The sequence below is a fragment of the Bacillus sp. RC251 genome (assembly GCF_044908765.1).
GTDB classification, from domain to species: domain Bacteria; phylum Bacillota; class Bacilli; order Bacillales; family Bacillaceae_G; genus Bacillus_A; species Bacillus_A wiedmannii.
The window spans coordinates 254,309-272,022 of record NZ_JBIYDP010000001.1 but is presented as its reverse complement, the minus strand read 5'-3'; the positions used below and the strand labels follow the sequence as shown (position 1 = coordinate 272,022).

The 17,714-nt window shown below is 36.5% G+C and carries 16 protein-coding genes and 1 other annotated feature; of the genes, 5 read left to right on the top strand and 11 right to left on the bottom strand.

The window, feature by feature from the left end; translation table 11 throughout:
• Positions 1–64: 64 nt before the first annotated feature.
• Positions 65–748, bottom strand: a complete 684-nt coding sequence (mecA, locus tag ABH961_RS01395; RefSeq protein WP_000350711.1) for an adaptor protein MecA — start codon at positions 746–748, stop codon at positions 65–67.
• A gap of 342 nt (positions 749–1,090) precedes the next feature.
• On the opposite strand from mecA, the gene ABH961_RS01390 reads away from it, so the two are divergent.
• Positions 1,091–1,765 carry a TerC family protein gene (locus ABH961_RS01390; protein WP_000362605.1) on the top strand — a complete coding sequence of 225 codons (675 nt, stop codon included), beginning with the start codon at positions 1,091–1,093 and terminating at the stop codon, positions 1,763–1,765.
• Between the two features lie 49 nt (positions 1,766–1,814).
• Here the strand turns inward: ABH961_RS01390 and spx are convergent, their stop codons facing one another.
• On the bottom strand, positions 1,815–2,210 hold the full coding sequence (spx, locus tag ABH961_RS01385) for a transcriptional regulator Spx (RefSeq protein WP_000258267.1): 396 nt from the start codon (positions 2,208–2,210) through the stop codon (positions 1,815–1,817).
• A 595-nt stretch (positions 2,211–2,805) separates the two neighbouring features.
• On the opposite strand from spx, the gene ABH961_RS01380 reads away from it, so the two are divergent.
• Positions 2,806–3,009, top strand: a complete 204-nt coding sequence (locus ABH961_RS01380; protein WP_000559978.1) for a hypothetical protein — start codon at positions 2,806–2,808, stop codon at positions 3,007–3,009.
• Between the two features lie 30 nt (positions 3,010–3,039).
• Here ABH961_RS01380 and ABH961_RS01375 read toward each other — a convergent pair whose 3' ends face one another.
• Complete coding sequence (locus ABH961_RS01375) at positions 3,040–4,686, bottom strand: peptide ABC transporter substrate-binding protein (RefSeq protein WP_404518786.1); 1,647 nt, start codon at positions 4,684–4,686, stop codon at positions 3,040–3,042.
• Positions 4,687–5,038: 352 nt separating this feature from the next.
• Between ABH961_RS01375 and ABH961_RS01370 the strand changes: the two genes are divergently transcribed.
• Positions 5,039–6,484 carry an MATE family efflux transporter gene (locus tag ABH961_RS01370; RefSeq protein WP_046957012.1) on the top strand — a complete coding sequence of 482 codons (1,446 nt, stop codon included), beginning with the start codon at positions 5,039–5,041 and terminating at the stop codon, positions 6,482–6,484.
• 144 nt (positions 6,485–6,628) lie between these two features.
• Here ABH961_RS01370 and ABH961_RS01365 read toward each other — a convergent pair whose 3' ends face one another.
• The 5 genes from ABH961_RS01365 to ABH961_RS01345 all read right to left on the bottom strand — a co-directional run bounded on the left by ABH961_RS01365 (position 6,629) and on the right by ABH961_RS01345 (position 12,320).
• Positions 6,629–7,564: an ABC transporter ATP-binding protein gene (locus ABH961_RS01365; protein WP_000166340.1), complete on the bottom strand. Its 936-nt coding sequence runs from the start codon at positions 7,562–7,564 to the stop codon at positions 6,629–6,631.
• The gene (locus tag ABH961_RS01360; RefSeq protein ID WP_000854346.1) at positions 7,557–8,600 is read right to left on the bottom strand and encodes an ABC transporter ATP-binding protein; all 1,044 of its coding nucleotides are present in this window, start codon (positions 8,598–8,600) and stop codon (positions 7,557–7,559) included. The genes ABH961_RS01365 and ABH961_RS01360 overlap by 8 nt, the downstream gene beginning before the upstream one ends.
• An 18-nt stretch (positions 8,601–8,618) precedes the next feature.
• Positions 8,619–9,635, bottom strand: coding sequence for an oligopeptide ABC transporter permease (gene opp3C / locus ABH961_RS01355; protein WP_000974096.1), 1,017 nt, complete (start codon positions 9,633–9,635; stop codon positions 8,619–8,621).
• Positions 9,632–10,561: an oligopeptide ABC transporter permease gene (gene opp3b, locus ABH961_RS01350; protein WP_000534165.1), complete on the bottom strand. Its 930-nt coding sequence runs from the start codon at positions 10,559–10,561 to the stop codon at positions 9,632–9,634. Before opp3b ends, opp3C begins: the two co-directional genes overlap by 4 nt.
• A gap of 127 nt (positions 10,562–10,688) precedes the next feature.
• Positions 10,689–12,320 (bottom strand): peptide ABC transporter substrate-binding protein, encoded by a 1,632-nt coding sequence (locus ABH961_RS01345; protein ID WP_000727226.1) that lies wholly within the window; start codon positions 12,318–12,320, stop codon positions 10,689–10,691.
• A 319-nt stretch (positions 12,321–12,639) separates the two neighbouring features.
• On the opposite strand from ABH961_RS01345, the gene ABH961_RS01340 reads away from it, so the two are divergent.
• Complete coding sequence (locus ABH961_RS01340) at positions 12,640–13,020, top strand: DUF3899 domain-containing protein (RefSeq protein ID WP_001044992.1); 381 nt, start codon at positions 12,640–12,642, stop codon at positions 13,018–13,020.
• A 105-nt stretch (positions 13,021–13,125) separates the two neighbouring features.
• Positions 13,126–13,342 (top strand) — a binding site (T-box leader).
• Between the two features lie 74 nt (positions 13,343–13,416).
• Entirely contained in the window at positions 13,417–14,406 is a 990-nt protein-coding gene (gene trpS / locus ABH961_RS01335; RefSeq protein ID WP_000110998.1) for a tryptophan--tRNA ligase, read from the top strand.
• Between the two features lie 281 nt (positions 14,407–14,687).
• On the opposite strand, the gene ABH961_RS01330 is transcribed toward trpS, so the two are convergent.
• The 3 genes from ABH961_RS01330 to fabF all read right to left on the bottom strand — a co-directional run bounded on the left by ABH961_RS01330 (position 14,688) and on the right by fabF (position 17,711).
• Positions 14,688–15,434 carry a YjbA family protein gene (locus ABH961_RS01330; RefSeq protein ID WP_000966116.1) on the bottom strand — a complete coding sequence of 249 codons (747 nt, stop codon included), beginning with the start codon at positions 15,432–15,434 and terminating at the stop codon, positions 14,688–14,690.
• Between the two features lie 143 nt (positions 15,435–15,577).
• Complete coding sequence (locus ABH961_RS01325) at positions 15,578–16,366, bottom strand: DUF2268 domain-containing putative Zn-dependent protease (protein WP_048545170.1); 789 nt, start codon at positions 16,364–16,366, stop codon at positions 15,578–15,580.
• Between the two features lie 106 nt (positions 16,367–16,472).
• Positions 16,473–17,711 carry a beta-ketoacyl-ACP synthase II gene (gene fabF / locus ABH961_RS01320; protein ID WP_000412643.1) on the bottom strand — a complete coding sequence of 413 codons (1,239 nt, stop codon included), beginning with the start codon at positions 17,709–17,711 and terminating at the stop codon, positions 16,473–16,475.
• Positions 17,712–17,714 lie beyond the last annotated feature (3 nt).

The following is a 17,714-nucleotide window of genomic DNA, read 5'->3' as shown; positions in this document are numbered from 1 at the left end:
TCCTTACTAAGAAAGCTTTCCTATTCTTCATATAAAAAGCCGATTTCATACTACAGAAATCGGCCTACGTTTTAGCAGGAAAATTATTGCGAATTGTTTCAAGCGCATGCTCTTTCACAATTTGTTTCCCATACTCACTTACACGATGAATTGTTAAAGTTGATTCTTCTCCGTATTCTAAAACAATACTTAAAATACGATCAATTTCTTCTTCATCATGTAGCACTTCATCGAATTCCACATATACATAATAGCGGTTCTCAAATGAATACAGCTCATCTTTTATATCTTCAAAGATAAGACGGTGGCTTAATGAAATGACATCTTCAAAATCATTAAATTTAATTAAAAATCCAAACGTACCATCTTCGTTAAAGTTTGTTCCTGCTTGTTCCTCTACCTCTTCCACTAATTCTTGCTGGAATAATGATTCAATGCCTTCATCTAGAGGAATGTCTATAATTTTATCTACACCTATTGGTAGTTCTAGCTTTTGTCCATCCTTTGAAAGCTCTGCTTTCGTTACAAGTACTTCAATCCCTTTATCAACTGCTTGCACTTGAATCCATAATGGTCCATCAATAAAGAAATCATCATGATCACGAGCTTCGTCCATCATCTCCCAAAAGAGCTCTTCACTTCGTTCGCGGTCATACCAAATTTCTTCACGATTAAACCCTCTATCCTCTATATCAATGTACGTAATAAAAAATTTCATCGTATGGTCATTAATTCTTTCAATATCCAAAATACAACTCTCCCTTCCTGCTTAGAATTGTTATGAAGGGATTCCCCACTCATATGACAAATCAATAGATTCTTGTACTCTCATTTTATGATAAGATTCTCCAGAATGGAAATAAAATCGATTTATTTTACAAAAATAGTTATATGCCTATCTTTATTCGACCATCTACACAAATATATCATTATAGCGATTTCTCACTCATGAAAAATTTGGACATACATTTCCACCCTCCCCCGTACACTGTAATAAAGTGAAACTTTTATTAGAGAAGGTGATTTAGTCTCTCTCTTCACCACATACATACAGTTCGCTTATTAAAACATCATAAATGGAGGCAGACGAATGGACTTAGAGTTTTTAACATCTGTACTAATGATTGTCGGTATCGATGTTGTATTAGGTGGTGACAACGCAATCGTCATCGCACTAGCTAGTCGAAATTTACCTGAATCGAAACGAAATAAAGCCATTTTGATTGGTACTCTTTTAGCAATCGTACTAAGAATTATCCTTACTATACTAGCTGTCTATTTACTCGACATTCCATTTCTACAACTTATCGGGGGCGTTTTACTTACATTAATTGCAGTAAATTTACTAACTGATAATAGCAACGATCTTTCTGCTATTCAGGGGAAAACAACTTTATTTCAAGCTGTGCGTACAATTGTATTCGCAGATCTCGTTATGGGGTTTGACAACGTTATTGCCATTGCAGGTGCAGCTCACGGAAGATTTTTACTCGTAATAATCGGCTTACTCATTTCTATCCCGATTATTATTTGGGGCAGCAAACTTATTTTAATACTTATGGAACGCTTTCCATTCCTCATTTATTGCGGAGCAGCGATTCTCGCCTATACAGCAGGAAAAATGGTTACACATGAAGACAGACTTGCAACGTTCTTTCATAATAATCCAAATTTCACCACAAGCATGCCTTTCTTATTCATTTTCACTGTTCTATGCATCGGTATTATCGTGCAACAAGTTCGATTACGAAATGTGAAACATTAAAAAAAACCTTCTACTATATAATAGGTAGAAGGTTTTCATATTATTATAATTAATTTACAAGACGCTGTGCTTCACGTAATTGAAACGTTCTTACTGTACGTGGTAAGAAACGGCGGATTTCGTCTTCATTGTAACCTACTTGAAGGCGCTTCTCATCAATCATAATTGGACGACGTAAAATCCCTGGATAGTCACGAATCATCTTATATAAATCTTGAAGTGGTAAAGACTCTAAGTTTACATTTAATTCTTGGAAAACTTTCGAACGAGTAGAAATAATCTCATCCGTTCCGCTTTCTGTCATACGTAAAATCTCTTTAATTTCCTCAATCGTTAATGGATCTGAGAAAATATTACGTTCTGTATAAGGAATATGATTTTCCTCTAGCCATAATTTCGCCTTTCTACAAGACGTACAGCTTGGAGAACTATATAATGTTACCATACAAAGCTCACTCTCCTTAAAGAGTACAAATTCTGTACTAATTACAGTTTAAATTTCTAAATTCAGCAATTTTTTACGATACCTTGTCTTATAACAAAGTGCAAAAAATCTCATTTCATGTAAGCAACAACTTTGAGCAAACAACAATTACTTTTAATAAGTAACTTCTATAATCATTATACAATAGATTTTGCAAGAAATATACAGTAAATTTCCTTCTAATTGAGAAAACCCTTCCGTGTATTCAACTGCTATGTAACATGATCACACTCACTTCAGCTGTAATTTAACAATAACCTTCAACCCTCTTAATACTGGCTTGTCATAGATTTTTCATGTGATATACAGTTATTTCCCCATAATCTTCTCTATGAAAAAGAGAACGTTTTCTTACCTTTTCTTCATAAATCAATTAAGAAATGTAAGACTATACAAGTGAGAATTAAACGGAACACTTGTTCTTATTCTAACAAACATCCTCATCCATGTCTATACGATTTCTAAAATAAATCAATTATTTTTTCTGACATTTCTTTCTTTTTTATCTTTTATCTCATACAATAAACATACAGACAGGCAAAGGGGGAATTTGCAAATGATTGCTTTTTTTATTGATTTTGTCACTGTTGCTGCCCTCATCATCGGAATCACAGCATTGATTGGTGTCATTACAAATAGCATTGGTGAAAAACTCTTTGGCGGAAAAGAAAAGATGAAGTTTGTTAATAAAAGTTTGGATGTACAATCCGGCTGGAACCAAGTTGGCGGGAAAGGCATTTATAAGAAACGTACGTATTAAAAAAAAGCAGGCGGTTAGCCTGCTTTTTTCTTATTTCTCTACTGACGCCCATTTAAAGCTTAAATCACCGCCATATTTATGGTTGTACATATTTTTAATTGATTCTCTTTGTATATATGCTCTACCACGTTGATATACTGGAACAATCGCAGCGTCATCAAGTAACATTTTCTCTGCTTCTAGTAAGTTTTTCCAACGGGCATTTACATCGCTTCCATCTTTCTTCGCTTTCATGATAATTTCATCATATTTCGGATTAGAGTATTTCATTTTATTTTGCGATCCGTCCGTCACAAACATATCAAGGTATGTAACTGGATCTGGGAAGTCTGCACTCCATCCAGAGAATGACATGACAAAATCGCCTGCATCTTCTAGTTTTAGTTTTTGCGCGAATGGTTGTTGTTTAATTTTCACTGTTAAACCTGGTAAATTCTTTTCTAACTCACCTTTTAAATATTCACCTGTTTTCTTCGATAATTCAACATCTTCATTTAATAGCTCTAATTCAATTTCATTTTTACCAAGCTCTTTTTTACCAGCTTCCCAATATTTCTTCGCTTCTTTCACGTTTGGTTTTACAATATCTCCATTTACAGCACGGAAGTCTTTTTTATCCGGCCCTTTAATGAAATTATCAGGAATTAATCCTGTCGCTGGCTTAGAACCGTTATTTAATAATGTATCAACGAACGGTTTACGTTCAAAAGCAAGTGAAATTGCTTTACGAATATTTTTATTTGCTAACGCTGGATCTTTTTGATTTAAACGAAGGAAGAATACAGATGTATCTTCTACTGTTTGGAAATCTGGTTTTCCTTTATATTTATCGATGAACTCCGCTAATAACGTCGCTCGATCGACTGCGTTTGTTTCATATAAATTAATTGGTGTAGACGTATCTTTAACAATATTAAAGTTTACTTCCTCAATCTTCACTTCTTTATTGTCCCAATATGACGCGCTCTTTGTCATTTTAAAGCTACGTTCATGTTGCCAATCACTTAATGTAAATGGTCCGTTATAAAGTGTTGTATTCGCTTCCAAACCAAACTTCGTACCTTGTTCTTTTACAAACTTTTCATTCACAGGATAGAAGATTGGATATACCATTAAATCTACAAGGTATGGAATTGAATTGTCTAATTCCACTTCTAATGTATGATCATCAATCGCTTTTACGCCTAATTGATCTGGGCTCATCTCTTTTTTATTAATTTTCTCTGCATTTTTTATATCATACATAATGTACGCTGATTTCGCAGCTGTATTTGGGTTAATTGCTCTTTGCCATGCGTATACGAAATCTTTCGCCGTCACAGGCTCACCATTTGACCATTTTGCGTCTTCACGTAATGTAAATGTATATTTTTTACCGTCTTCTGACTTTTTAAATTCCTTCGCTACACCAGGAACTAGCTTATCATCTTTTCCTAAACTGTATAAGCCTTCCATCGTATTAGTCATTACTCTTGAAGAAACCGCATCAGCTGATAACGCTGGATCCATCGTTGGAATTTCTTGCGTTTCAATTAGATTAATAACTTGCTTCGCACCGCTTTTCCCGCTATCCCCTTTTGCGTTCGCTTGCGGTTCATCTTTTTGGTAGCTACATGCCCCTAACATCATGCTCATCGCTACTGTTGATACTACAAAAACTGGCATCTTTTTTTTCATACTTCCACCCTCCACAAAAATGTTAGCCCTTTCATTTTCAAACAAAAAGAAATATATATATGTTCTAACAATTCATATTATACACACAAATATATTTTTTGTATATTTATATTTCTATTTTATTAAAATTTTCTGTTAAAAAATAAACCTTTGTAAACGTTTCATATTGCTGATTATCCTTACTAAAGTGTTGAAAATGAATGTTTTTATATTTTTCTAAATTATCAGAGAAAAATAATTTTTATATCTCATAATACTTTGTGCATAATTATCCTTCTCTTTTTATCATAAAATAGCGCTCCCTTCATAATAAAGATATGTAGGTTAAAATGAGTGCAAAGGATAAGAAAGTATGTTACGATACACCTTGCTAAAAATAGATATCGGTAAAGAGGGGACGGACATGGCAGCAATTCAGGCAAAAAACGGGCCGACAGAGAAATTAAGTTTATTCTTATTAACATGGCCTATTTTTCTAGAAGTTTTTCTATTTATGTTAATGGGGATCGCTGATACTTTCATGTTAAGTGCATTATCAGACGATGCTGTATCTGGGGTTGGTGCAGCGAATCAATATCTCCATATCGCTATTTTGGTACTAGAAGTCATCGGGAACGGCGCAGCTATCGTCGTATCTCAATACCTCGGTTCCAAACGTTTTATGGAAGCATCTAAAATATCAGCTTTAGCCGTCACATTAAATTTAGTGGTCGGACTCATTATAAGCGCTGGCTTTCTTTTATTTTCAAAACATATGATGATGGCAATGAACTTACAAGGCGATGTACTCATGTATGCGCAAAACTATTTATCCATCGTCGGAGGCGCTATTTTCCTTCAAGCTATTATTAATTCATTAGCCGCAATTATCCGCGTACACGGCTTCACAAAGCAAGCGATGTTTATTTCACTTGGAATGAATATTATTCATATCGCTGGAAACTACGTACTCATTTTCGGGAAATTTGGTTTCCCAGAACTCGGTGTACAAGGGGCTGCCATTTCTTCTGCTGTCAGCCGACTTATCGCACTTATCGTTTTCTTCTGGTTACTGTACCGCGTTATGGAATACCGTGTGAAATTACAATATTACTTCACCTTATCAAAGGAATACATCGGAAAAATTTTAAAAATCGGGATTCCATCTGCATTTGAGCAGGTTATGTATCAAGCTTGCCAAATTGTCTTCTTATACTATGCAACATACTTAGGAACGGAATCATTAGCGGCTAGACAATACGCTACGAACATTTCTATGTTCACTTATTTATTCGCGATTGCGATCGGTATGGGAACAGCCATTATTATCGGACGCCTCGTTGGCGGTGGTGAAAAAGATGAAGCGTATGAACGCGTATGGAAAAGTGTAAAATGGGCAATTGGCGTCACTTTATGTATGGTCGCTCTCGTCGTTACATTCCGTACACAATTAATGGGACTATTTACAGATAATCCGCACATTATTACGCTAGGTGCGTCAGTTCTTTTACTAAGTGTGCTACTTGAAACGGGACGTACGATGAATATCGTCATTATCAATTCACTTCGCGCAGCTGGTGATGCAAAGTACCCAGTTTTGATCGGAGCATTCTCTATGGTGTTAATGAGTTTACCACTCGGTTACTTTTTCGCCTTCCATTTAGATATGGGGCTCGTTGGTATTTGGTTAGCGATTGCTATTGATGAATGGACACGTGCCATTATTATGTTCTTCCGCTGGAAAAGTAGGGCGTGGGAACGTTATGCACTCGTTAAACCTGAAGAACAAGAGGAAATTGTTTCTGTTCAAGCACAGTAACACTCGTTTAATTAAGGTGTAGTCATTCGTAAAGGAAACTTATATCTGCGATTCTTTAAATATATCGACTTACCGAGAAATGTTGACAAATCTATTATATAGTAGAAAAAAGCCAATCTTCTTAACGGAAGATTGGCTTTTTTATTATTGATAAATCTCTTTATATTTCTTATACTCTGCTTCAGAACATAATACGAAATGTCCTGGGCGAATTTCACGCATTGTTGGTGCTTCACTAGCATAATCATGCTGAGATGGATCGTATACGATACGTTTACGATTGCGCTCATAATCTGGATCTGGAAGCGGAATTGCTGATAATAGTGATTTCGTATATGGATGAATTGGATTCGCATATAACTCTTCACTTGTTGTTAGCTCAACGATTTGACCACGGTACATTACGCCGATGCGATCACTAATGTATTTTACCATTGATAAATCATGGGCAATGAATAAGTATGTTAAACCTTTTTCCTTTTGTAACTTTTTCAGTAAGTTTACAACTTGCGCCTGGATTGATACGTCAAGTGCTGAGATTGGCTCATCGGCAATGATAAATTCAGGCTCTACAGCAAGTGCGCGAGCGATACCGATACGTTGACGTTGTCCACCTGAGAATTCATGCGGGAAACGGTTTGCGTGCTCTTTATTTAAACCAACTGTAATTAATAATTCATGAACACGGTCCATACGCTCTTTTTTGCCTTTTGCTAGTCCATGAATATCAATACCTTCTGCAATAATATCCCCTACTGTCATACGAGGGTTTAATGATGCATATGGATCTTGGAAAATCATTTGCATTTTACGGTTGAATTTCTTCAGCTCTGCACGTGATTTTTTACCATGTACATTTTCACCATCGAACAACACTTCACCAGCAGTTGCATCATATAAACGAATAATCGTTCTTCCAGTTGTCGATTTACCACAACCTGATTCTCCTACAAGACCAAATGTTTCTCCGCGGTAAATATCAAATGAAATATCATTAACCGCTTTGACAACACCACCACTCACGTCGAAGTGCTGTTTTACATTTTTTACTTCAATTAATTTCTCACGTTGTTTAGTCATGTTGTTCACCTGCTTTCATTTGAAGAATGCGTTTTTCAACGACTGCCGGTGGTTTTACTTCTGGAGCTTGCTCGTGAAGTAACCAAGTTGCCGCATAGTGTGTATCACTTACTTTAAATAAAGGTGGGTCCATTTCAAAATCAATTTTCAATGCCTGTGGATTACGTGGTGCAAAAGCATCTCCCTTTGGCGGCTTTAATAAATCTGGAGGCGTTCCAGGGATTGCGTATAACTCTTCTTCTGAACCATCTAAACTTGGCATAGATGCGATTAAGCCCCAAGTGTATGGATGTTTTGGATTGTAGAAAATTTCATCAACCGTTCCAATTTCAACAACTTTACCTGCGTACATAACTGCTACGCGGTCCGCAACGTTTGCCACTACACCTAAGTCATGTGTAATGAAAATGATTGCCGCTTCTGTTTTTTGCTGAATGTCCTTCATAAGCTCTAAAATTTGCGCCTGAATTGTAACGTCTAGGGCTGTTGTCGGCTCATCGGCAATTAATAATTTCGGGTTACAAGCTAACGCCATCGCAATAACTACACGCTGTCTCATACCACCTGAGAATTGGTGAGGATATTGTTTTAAACGCGCTTCTGGATTCGGAATACCTACAAGGTCGATTAATTCTAACGCAACTTTACGTGCGTCTGCTTTACTCATCCCTTGGTGTTTAATAAGACCTTCCATAATTTGATTCCCAATTGTCATCGTTGGATTTAATGATGTCATTGGATCTTGGAAAATCATCGCGATATCTTTCCCGCGCACTTGCTGCATTTCTTTTTCTGTCAGTTTCGTTAAGTCACGACCTTCAAATACGATTTCACCGTTTTTAATACGCCCTGGAGGATTCGGAATTAATCCCATTAACGCTTTAGAAGTAACTGATTTACCAGAACCAGATTCTCCTACAATCGCTAATGTTTCTCCTTTTTTTAAATCAAAAGTAACACCGCGTACAGCTTGTACTTCACCTGCATGTGTATCAAAGGAGACTTGCAAATCTTTTACCTCTAGCAATGTTTTCATTTTTACTTCTCCCCTCTTTTACTTACGCATTTTTGGATCTAACGCGTCGCGTAATCCGTCTGCCATTAAGTTGAATGCTAAGATTAACATACTGATGACAACCGCTGGGATGAACATCATATGTGGATACGTTTGAATTGATTTATAACCGTCATTTACAAGAGAACCAAGTGATGCGAATGGTGGCTGAATACCTAAACCGATGAAGCTTAAGAATGCCTCACCAAACACTGCTGTTGGAATTGTAAACATTGTCATTACGATAATTGGTCCCATTACGTTCGGGATTAAGTGTTTTACAATTAATTGTGTATTTGTTGCACCTAATGTACGAGATGCTAATACATATTCTTGATTTTTTAATTTCAGGATTTGTCCACGAACGATACGTGACATCCCTATCCAACCTGTAATCGCCATTGCTAGTGTAATTGACCATATACCAGATCCCATAATGATTACCATTAAAATAACGATGATTAAGTATGGAATACCGTTAATAATCTCCATAACACGTTGCATAATATTATCTACTCTACCGCCATAGAACGCTGAAATACCTCCATAAGCAACCCCAATTACTAAGTCAATCGCCGCTGCTAAAAGAGCGATATATAATGATACACGCGTCCCTTCCCATGTTCTTGTCCATAAATCGCGGCCAAGATCATCTGTACCAAACCAGAAATACTCTTTAATATCACGTTTTTCATATTGGTCAACACCATATTGATCCGTACCGTCAAATGGTAGCCAATGAACATTTTCAATAACAGGAATTTTCGGTGGTAATTTCGCACGACCTAAGTCTTGCTCTTTATAAGAATGCTTACTTACCATCGGTCCTAAGATTGCTAGTAATATAATAAGCGCTAATAAAACGAAACCGAACATTGCTCCTTTATGTTGGAACAAACGTCTTCTTACATCTTGCCAAAACGTTAAGCTTGGACGGGCAATGACTTCATTATCAACATTATTTTGATTGGCTTGTTGAAATAAATCTGGAGATAATTTTTGTACATCTTTCATCATTTTTTCCCTCCCGCTAAACGAATACGAGGATCAATAATTCCGTATAAAATATCGACAATGAAAATAACTAAGATGAAAATCGCACTATAGAAAATTGTAGTTCCCATAATAACTGTATAGTCATTCACTGTAATAGATTTAACGAACTGTTCCCCTAGTCCTGGTACAGCATAAATTTGCTCAATAACTAATGTCCCTGTAATTAAACCTGCAACCATTGGTCCTAAAATTGTTACTACTGGAATTAACGCGTTACGAAGTGCGTGTTTAATAATGATAACGCCTTGACTAATTCCTTTCGCTTTCGCTGTTAAAATGTAATCAGCTTGCATAACTTCAATTAACTCTGCACGAGCAAAACGTGCGATTGTTGCGATAACTGCCATCGATAAAGCGATTGTAGGCATTACGGTAAACTCTGGTCCTTTCCAGAATGCTACTGGGAACCACCCAAGTTTTACCCCTACGAAATATTGTAGTAATGCGGCGAATACGAACGATGGTACCGACATCCCGAGTACGGAAATAATTGTCGCCCCATAATCGACCCACGTATTGTTACGAAGTGCCGCAACGATTCCTAAAATTAAACCGATAAATGTTCCTAATATAATCGCTTGTAAACCAAGTTGTGCTGATGGTCCAATGCGATCCACAATCATATCTGTTACTGGACGGTTATCATATTGGAATGATACCCCTAAATCACCTTTTGCTAAGTTACCTAAGTAACGTGCATATTGAACTGGTACTGGATCATTTAAGCCATATTTTTCAAGAATGATTTCTTTTTGTGCCGGTGATAGTTTCTCCTGGTTTTTAAGCGGAGAACCCGGAAGTAATTTCATCAAAAAGAAAGTCAGTGTAGTAATTAAAAATAATGTCAAAGCCATGTACACGAAACGTTTTAATACATAACGTCCCATAGTCAAGCACCTCCCCGTTTTTCTCAAAAGCAATAAGATAGTTTAAAATATTCTTACTTTTATTTTTTTAAAATAAGAGCACATGCCCATCATAGGCATATACCCTTATTCATGATGGAAACCATTTTTAGTTTTTTAGTTCAACCCACTTATAGCTAAATTCTCCGCCATATTTATGTTCTAATAGGCCAGTAATTGAGCCACGTTGTAAATAAGCTTTTCCGGGTTGATATACTGGAGCAATCGCTGCATCTTCAAGCAGTTGTTTTTCTGCTTGTAATAATGCATCCCAGCGAGCTTGTACATCAACTTCTGTTTTCGCTTTTTTAATTAAATCATCATACGCTGCATTTGCGTAATTTACTTTGTTTTGCGCATTACCTGTCGTATACATTTCAAGGAATGACATTGGATCCATATAATCTGGACTCCATCCCGCGTATGACATTGCGTAATCTCCACTTGCTTCAAGTTTTAATTTTTGTGCAAATGGCTGCATTTTTGTTGAAACTGTTAAACCTGGTAAGTTCTTTTCAAATTGGCCTTTTAAATACTCTCCGATTTTTTTAGCATCATCAGTATCAAAGTTTAATAGCTCTAACTCTACTTTGTCTACACCAAGTTCTTTTTTACCAGCTTCCCAGTATTTTTGCGCTTCTTTAATATCCTCTTTTATAAGCTTTCCGTTTTCTTCACGGAAGTCTTTTCCATTCGGACCTTTTGCTAAGCCTTTCGGAACAAAACCATATATCCCCTCTGAACCATCGTTTAAAATAACTTTCCCGATATTTTCACGCTCAAAGGACATTGCAATTGCTTTTCGGATATTTTTATTTGCTAAAAATTTATTCTTTTCATTTAAGCGAATAAATTGTGTAGATGGTCTCTTAATCGTTTTAAAGTCAGCATCTGATTTGTATTTGTCTACAAACTCTGATGTTAAGACTACACGATCAATTGCTTTCGTTTCATATAAATTTATAGCAGTTGAACGATCCTTAACAATATTGAAGTTTATTTCCTCAAGTTTTACTTCTTTATTTTCCCAATACGTTGGATTTTTCTTAAGTTGGAAACTTTGTTCATGCTTCCATTCATTTAATACGAATGGACCATTATAAAGTGTCGTATTGGATTCTAATCCAAATTTTGCTCCTTGTTCTGTTACAAACTTCTCATTCAAAGGATACAATGTTGGATAGACTGTTAAACTTACAAAATAAGGAACAGGGTTATCTAATTCCACTTCAAGTGTATGATCATCAATTGCCTTTACACCAAGTTCTTCAACTGGTAATTCTTTTTTGTTAACTTTCTCCGCATTTTTAACATCAAATAGTATGTAAGCAAACTTGGCACCCGTGTTTGAATCTACAGCTCTTCGCCAAGAATAAACGAAGTCTTTCGCTGTTACAGGTTCACCATTAGACCATTTCGCATCTTCACGTAACTTAAATACATACTTTTTGCCATCTTCTGATTTCTCATAAGATTTAGCGACACCTGGAACAAGCTTATCGTCTTTCCCCAGACGATATAATCCTTCCATTGTGTTATTCATGATGTTAGAAGATGCTGCATCTGTTGATAACGTCGTATCCATAGTTGGGATTTCAGCTGTCTCGGTTAGATTTAACACTTGCTTGTTTGAGGATTTTTCTTTTGCGCCTGCTTTATTATCCTCTTTTTGGTAACTACAAGCTCCTAACATACTGACAGTCAACGTCGATGCAAGTAATAACGGTATCTTTTTCTTCATGTTGTGTTGCCTCCCCTAATTGCACTTCCTGTACCCTCACTTGTAAAAAAGTAGAATTGAAAGAATAATCTCCAAGTTTCTACAATTTTCATTATACATATAATATAACAATTGTGAATATAGTTTTTTGTTTTTTTGTTAAAATTTTTAATAAAATGTTTATTTTTTTATTTTTTTGTAAAGGGATACGTTAACATTGCTACCATCATCTTGAAATCAGACCTTTAATTGCGTATAATTTTCAAAAAATTAATTCTAGTACATATTATAGCTTTTATAGTATAATAATTCTAGTAATATTTTGACGGAGGGGAACATTTTGAATAAAGTTTTTTTTCATACTTGTATACTAATTTTCATAGCGATAATCGCTTCTAGTATTGGCGCATTCCTCGTTTCATCGCAATTTTTGTTGAATTTTGTCAATATATCGTTTTATGTCGCACTATTTTTTATTCTTATAGGCGGTTTTTTATTCATATTTCAAAATGGATTTTTTAACGTAACAATTTACGCCTTCCAAAGAGTATTTGGTACGAATAAAAAAATTGAGTCTTTAATTGAAGAAGTAGAGGAACCTGTCGATAAGAAAGAACGTATTTATAAAACATATTCATTCAAATGGACGTATCCAATTTGCATTACCGGTATCGTTCTTGGGTTGTTCTCGACCCTCATTAGTTTTACTATTTTGATGTAGTTTGCAAACACTATCCCATATGATATAATAATCAGCAAAACATTTTGTTATAAAACTTTAGTTCTTTCATATTAAAAGAGCTTAAGTAACAATAAATAAATTTACATGTATGCGATGATAAAGAAGAGTACATATTGAGGCAATTTCAGAGAGCTTGTGGCTGGTGTGAACAAGTAATTGCGCAGTATGGAATGGGCTTTTGAGCACCAAACCGAACCGAAAGTAGTAGGCTTTGGCGTTATATCCAAACGTTATTATGGATTAGAGAGATTTCACAGTAGTGAAATAATTAGGGTGGTACCGCGGTCCATTCGTCCCTATAGTTTTTGGGATGAATGGGCTTTTTTGTTTGCCTTCCCTTCCCCATCACGCATTCAAATTTAGGAGGAATTACTTATGTCAGTTATCTTTTCTGGTATTCAGCCGAGTGGAACGATTACACTTGGAAACTATTTAGGAGCTATGAAGCAATTTACAGAGCTTCAAAATGAACACGACTGTTATTTCTGTATTGTAAACCAACATGCGATTACAGTACCTCAAGATCCCGTACAACTTCGTAAAAACATTCGCAGTCTTGCTGCACTTTATGTAGCATGCGGCATCGATCCTGAAAAAGCTACTTTATTTGTACAATCAGAAGTACCAGCACACGCTCAACTAGGATGGATTATGCAATCAGTTGCTTACGTTGGAGAATTAGAGCGTATGACGCAATATAAAGATAAATCTTCTGGTAGAGATTCAGTTCCAGCTGGATTACTAACGTATCCACCATTAATGGCGGCTGATATTTTACTTTACAACACTGAAATCGTACCTGTTGGTGATGATCAAAAACAACATATGGAATTAACACGCGACCTAGCAGAGCGTTTCAACAAACGCTTCCGTGAAGTGTTCACTGTTCCTGAAATTCGTATCCCAAAAGTAGGAGCTCGCGTTATGTCATTAACAGAACCTACGAAAAAAATGAGTAAATCTGATCCGAATCCAAAAGCAATGATCAGTATGCTTGATGAACCAAAAACAATTGAAAAGAAAATTAAAAGTGCTGTAACTGATTCTGAAGGTATCGTGAAATTTGATAAAGAAAACAAACCTGGAATCTCTAACTTATTAACAATCTACTCTTCATTCTCTGGAAAAACAGTTGAAGAAATAGAAGCAATGTACGAAGGAAAAGGATACGGAGACTTCAAAGGCGACCTAGCAGCAGTAGTCGTAGAAGCAATTCGTCCAATCCAAGACAAATATAACGAACTAATCAACTCACCAGAACTAGACGAAATTCTAGACAAAGGTGCAGAAAAAGCAAACCGCGTTGCATTCAAACAACTACGCAAAGTAGAAAACGCAATGGGACTAAGTAGAAAACGTAGGTAACATATAAAGCGGAGGCAGCTCGTTCAGCTCTGACTGGCTAAGGTTCTTTCGCATAGAAGACGCTTTTCATCTTCTTATGCGGAAGGTTCTTAGACACGAAGAGCTTGCTGCCGGAGCTGGATTTCTATATAAAGCGGAAGCGGCTCGTTCAGAATGTGAGGGGGATGGAGCTCCTGACGTAGAGGCGGGTTTTGCCTCGCAGGAAGGCGCGAAGCCACCGAACATTCTTGCCGCTGGAGCTAAGTTACAACAAATTAAAAAAACCGCCAATTGGCGGTTTTTTAATTTACCTTTTGCTCGTTTTCCATTTCCCATAACTTTTCAAAAAATGGCTGTCCTTTTACGAGACGCTCGCATAATTGTTCGTGCTTCTCAGACCAGCCTGTTTTCGCCTCGTCATACAGTTTAGCCCAAATATCTTCAAATTCCATATGTTGAACCATTCCATATGCTGATGGATCCCACTCTGTGAACCAATAGCGAATTTCTGCTGTGTTTTTCGTTGTATGTAATTGATCTAACGCCATAAATAATAATTGTTTCAGCTGTCTTTCTTTACGAGTTAAGCCATTCATAATGAAAGGTGATGGTGATAAAATATGATGTTCTTTTTCCATTTCTTCTACTTGGAACTCATACTTTTCTGCTTGTACGTTTTCTACCATCTCATATACCATCTGCTCTTGGCGCGGTATAAGTCTACTCTTTCGAATTGGTACATTGTAACCAATTGTGTCAATCGCAATAATTCCTTTTCCATCTGTAACAACAAAGCAATACTCTTGCTGCAAACGTTCATGATTTTTACGAATATATGCCTTATGATGTACGTCTTCCAACAATTTTTGTGGAAGCTCTAACAATTCGTCCTCGATGTAATGATATAATGTGGCATCTACTTTTAATAATGGCACTTGATCTAATAGCTCAATCGTATCATCTTTCCGCCATTCGTAAAAATGACAAACGTTATACCCATTCTCTTCACCTTCAAACCAATTTACCCATACATCATGTAGATATAACATTCATTACCCCTCACTTCACTACTGTTTGTATCAATCATTATGTTCAATTTTTCTTAACTTTATTCCACCTAAGGAAATATATTCTAATTATTATTTTTTCTTCTATTAATACTAAAAAAAACAGGAAATAGAGCTCCTGTTTTTTATATATGAAATGTATTTGCTTTATTCAATATTTCTTTTGCATCTATAGATAATAAAGAAAGTGTATCTTCTCCTTCCAATGTTACACAATCTTTGACAATATGAAATCCAAGCGCATAACCAAGCATCTTCGGATAAGAGTGAAATCCATTTAATAAGATGTCGTGCTCCCTTGTTCCTCGTTTTATACTTATTCTTTCATGTACAACATTTTTCCAATAATAAATAGCCTCTTCTTTTGAAAGATACGTCGTCCACGGTGCATTGTTTTTTTCTGAATATCTTTCCGTTACCGCTTGCTCAGCTAGCCCTTCCATAATCATCGTATCAAGTAATGTATATTCTGTTTCTTTCGTCTCAATTTGATGTAACCTGCATATGTGATGATATTCATGCGCCAATAACACCTTTAATTCTTCCACCGAATTCCGTCCACATACGAATAAGAAAATAACATGACGCATAGATAATCCAGCCCTACCGTTATACTCTTCTTGTACAGTTCGATTATATGAATCTGATAATAAAATAAAGACAGGGACATCCGGACCTTTTAACCAATTTTTTAGTTTCTCATACTCCGTACGTAACTCTTTCCAAACTTCCTTTTTCTCTAACTCTTTAACTTCTTGTTCTCCCCGTATAACTGGGCGGTACATACCTTTAGAAATTAAAAAGCGATACAATCTTTCTTTTGGCAGCGGGATATACTTCGTAAACTTTTCACACAGCTTTTCTGGACGTCCATAATATAGATGTAACCACTCAGCAGTTTCAACAATCCCCATCTTTATCCCTCCTTTTTCTTATGTATATGCAAAAGGAGAAAAAGGCGTAAAAATAAATAAGGAGTTTTTTCGCAATATAGTGCGAAAAAACTCCTTATCTCATCTATTATTTATACGATTTAAATACTAATACTGCGTTATGACCACCGAATCCTAGTGAGTTACTTAATACTGCATTTACTTCTTGTTGTCTCGCTTTATTCGGTACGTAATCTAAGTCACATTCTGGATCTGGTGTTTCATAGTTAATTGTTGGAGGGATTACTCCGTCTGTAATTGATTTAATTGAGAAGATCGCTTCAACAGCACCAGCTGCTCCTAATAAGTGACCTGTCATTGATTTCGTTGAGCTAATTGCTACTTTGTACGCATGCTCACCGAACGTTTCTTTAATTGCCATCGTTTCATACTTTTCATTCGCATCCGTACTTGTACCGTGCGCATTAATGTAATCAATATCTTCTGGCTGTAGACCTGCATCTGCTAAAGCTTGACGCATTGCACGCACGCCGCCTTCACCGCCAGGAGCCGGCATTGTAATATGGAATGCATCACCAGTTGCACCGTAACCAGCGATTTCCGCATAAATGTGAGCACCACGAGCTAATGCGTGCTCTAATTCTTCAAGAATTAAAATACCTGAACCTTCACCCATTACGAAACCGCTACGGTTTTTATCAAATGGACGGCAAGCTGTTGCTGGATCTTCATTAAATGTTAATGCTTTCGCTGAACTAAATCCTGCAAATGCCATACTTGTTAACGGCGCTTCTGCTCCGCCTGTTATCATTGCATCAGCATCACCGCGTTGAATTGCTTTAAATGCATCACCAATTGAGTTTGCACCAGATGCACAAGCCGTTACAGAACAAGTGTTAATTCCTTTTGCTCCTGTTGCGATCGATACTTGACCTGCTGCCATATCTGGAATCATCATTGGTACGAAGAATGGACTCACGCGGCGCGGACCTTTCTCAGTAAAAATCTTAAATTGTTCTTCGTATGTTTCCATACCGCCAATACCAGAACCAATCCATACCCCAATTCGAGGTCCGTTTTCTTCTGTAATTTCAAGCTTTGCATCTGCAACTGCCATTTTCGCTGCTGCTACTGCATATTGTGTAAAGCGATCCATACGGCGCGCTTCTTTTTTATCAATATATTTCTCGACTTCAAAGTCGTTAATTTCTGCTGCTACTTTTGCTGGAAACAGTTCCGGATCAATTCTTGTAAGTCGTCCGATTCCAGATACACCCTTTTTAATGTTTTCCCACGCTGTTTCAACATCTGTTCCGATCGGTGTAACAGCTCCTAGTCCTGTAATTACGACCCTCTTTTTCTCCATACA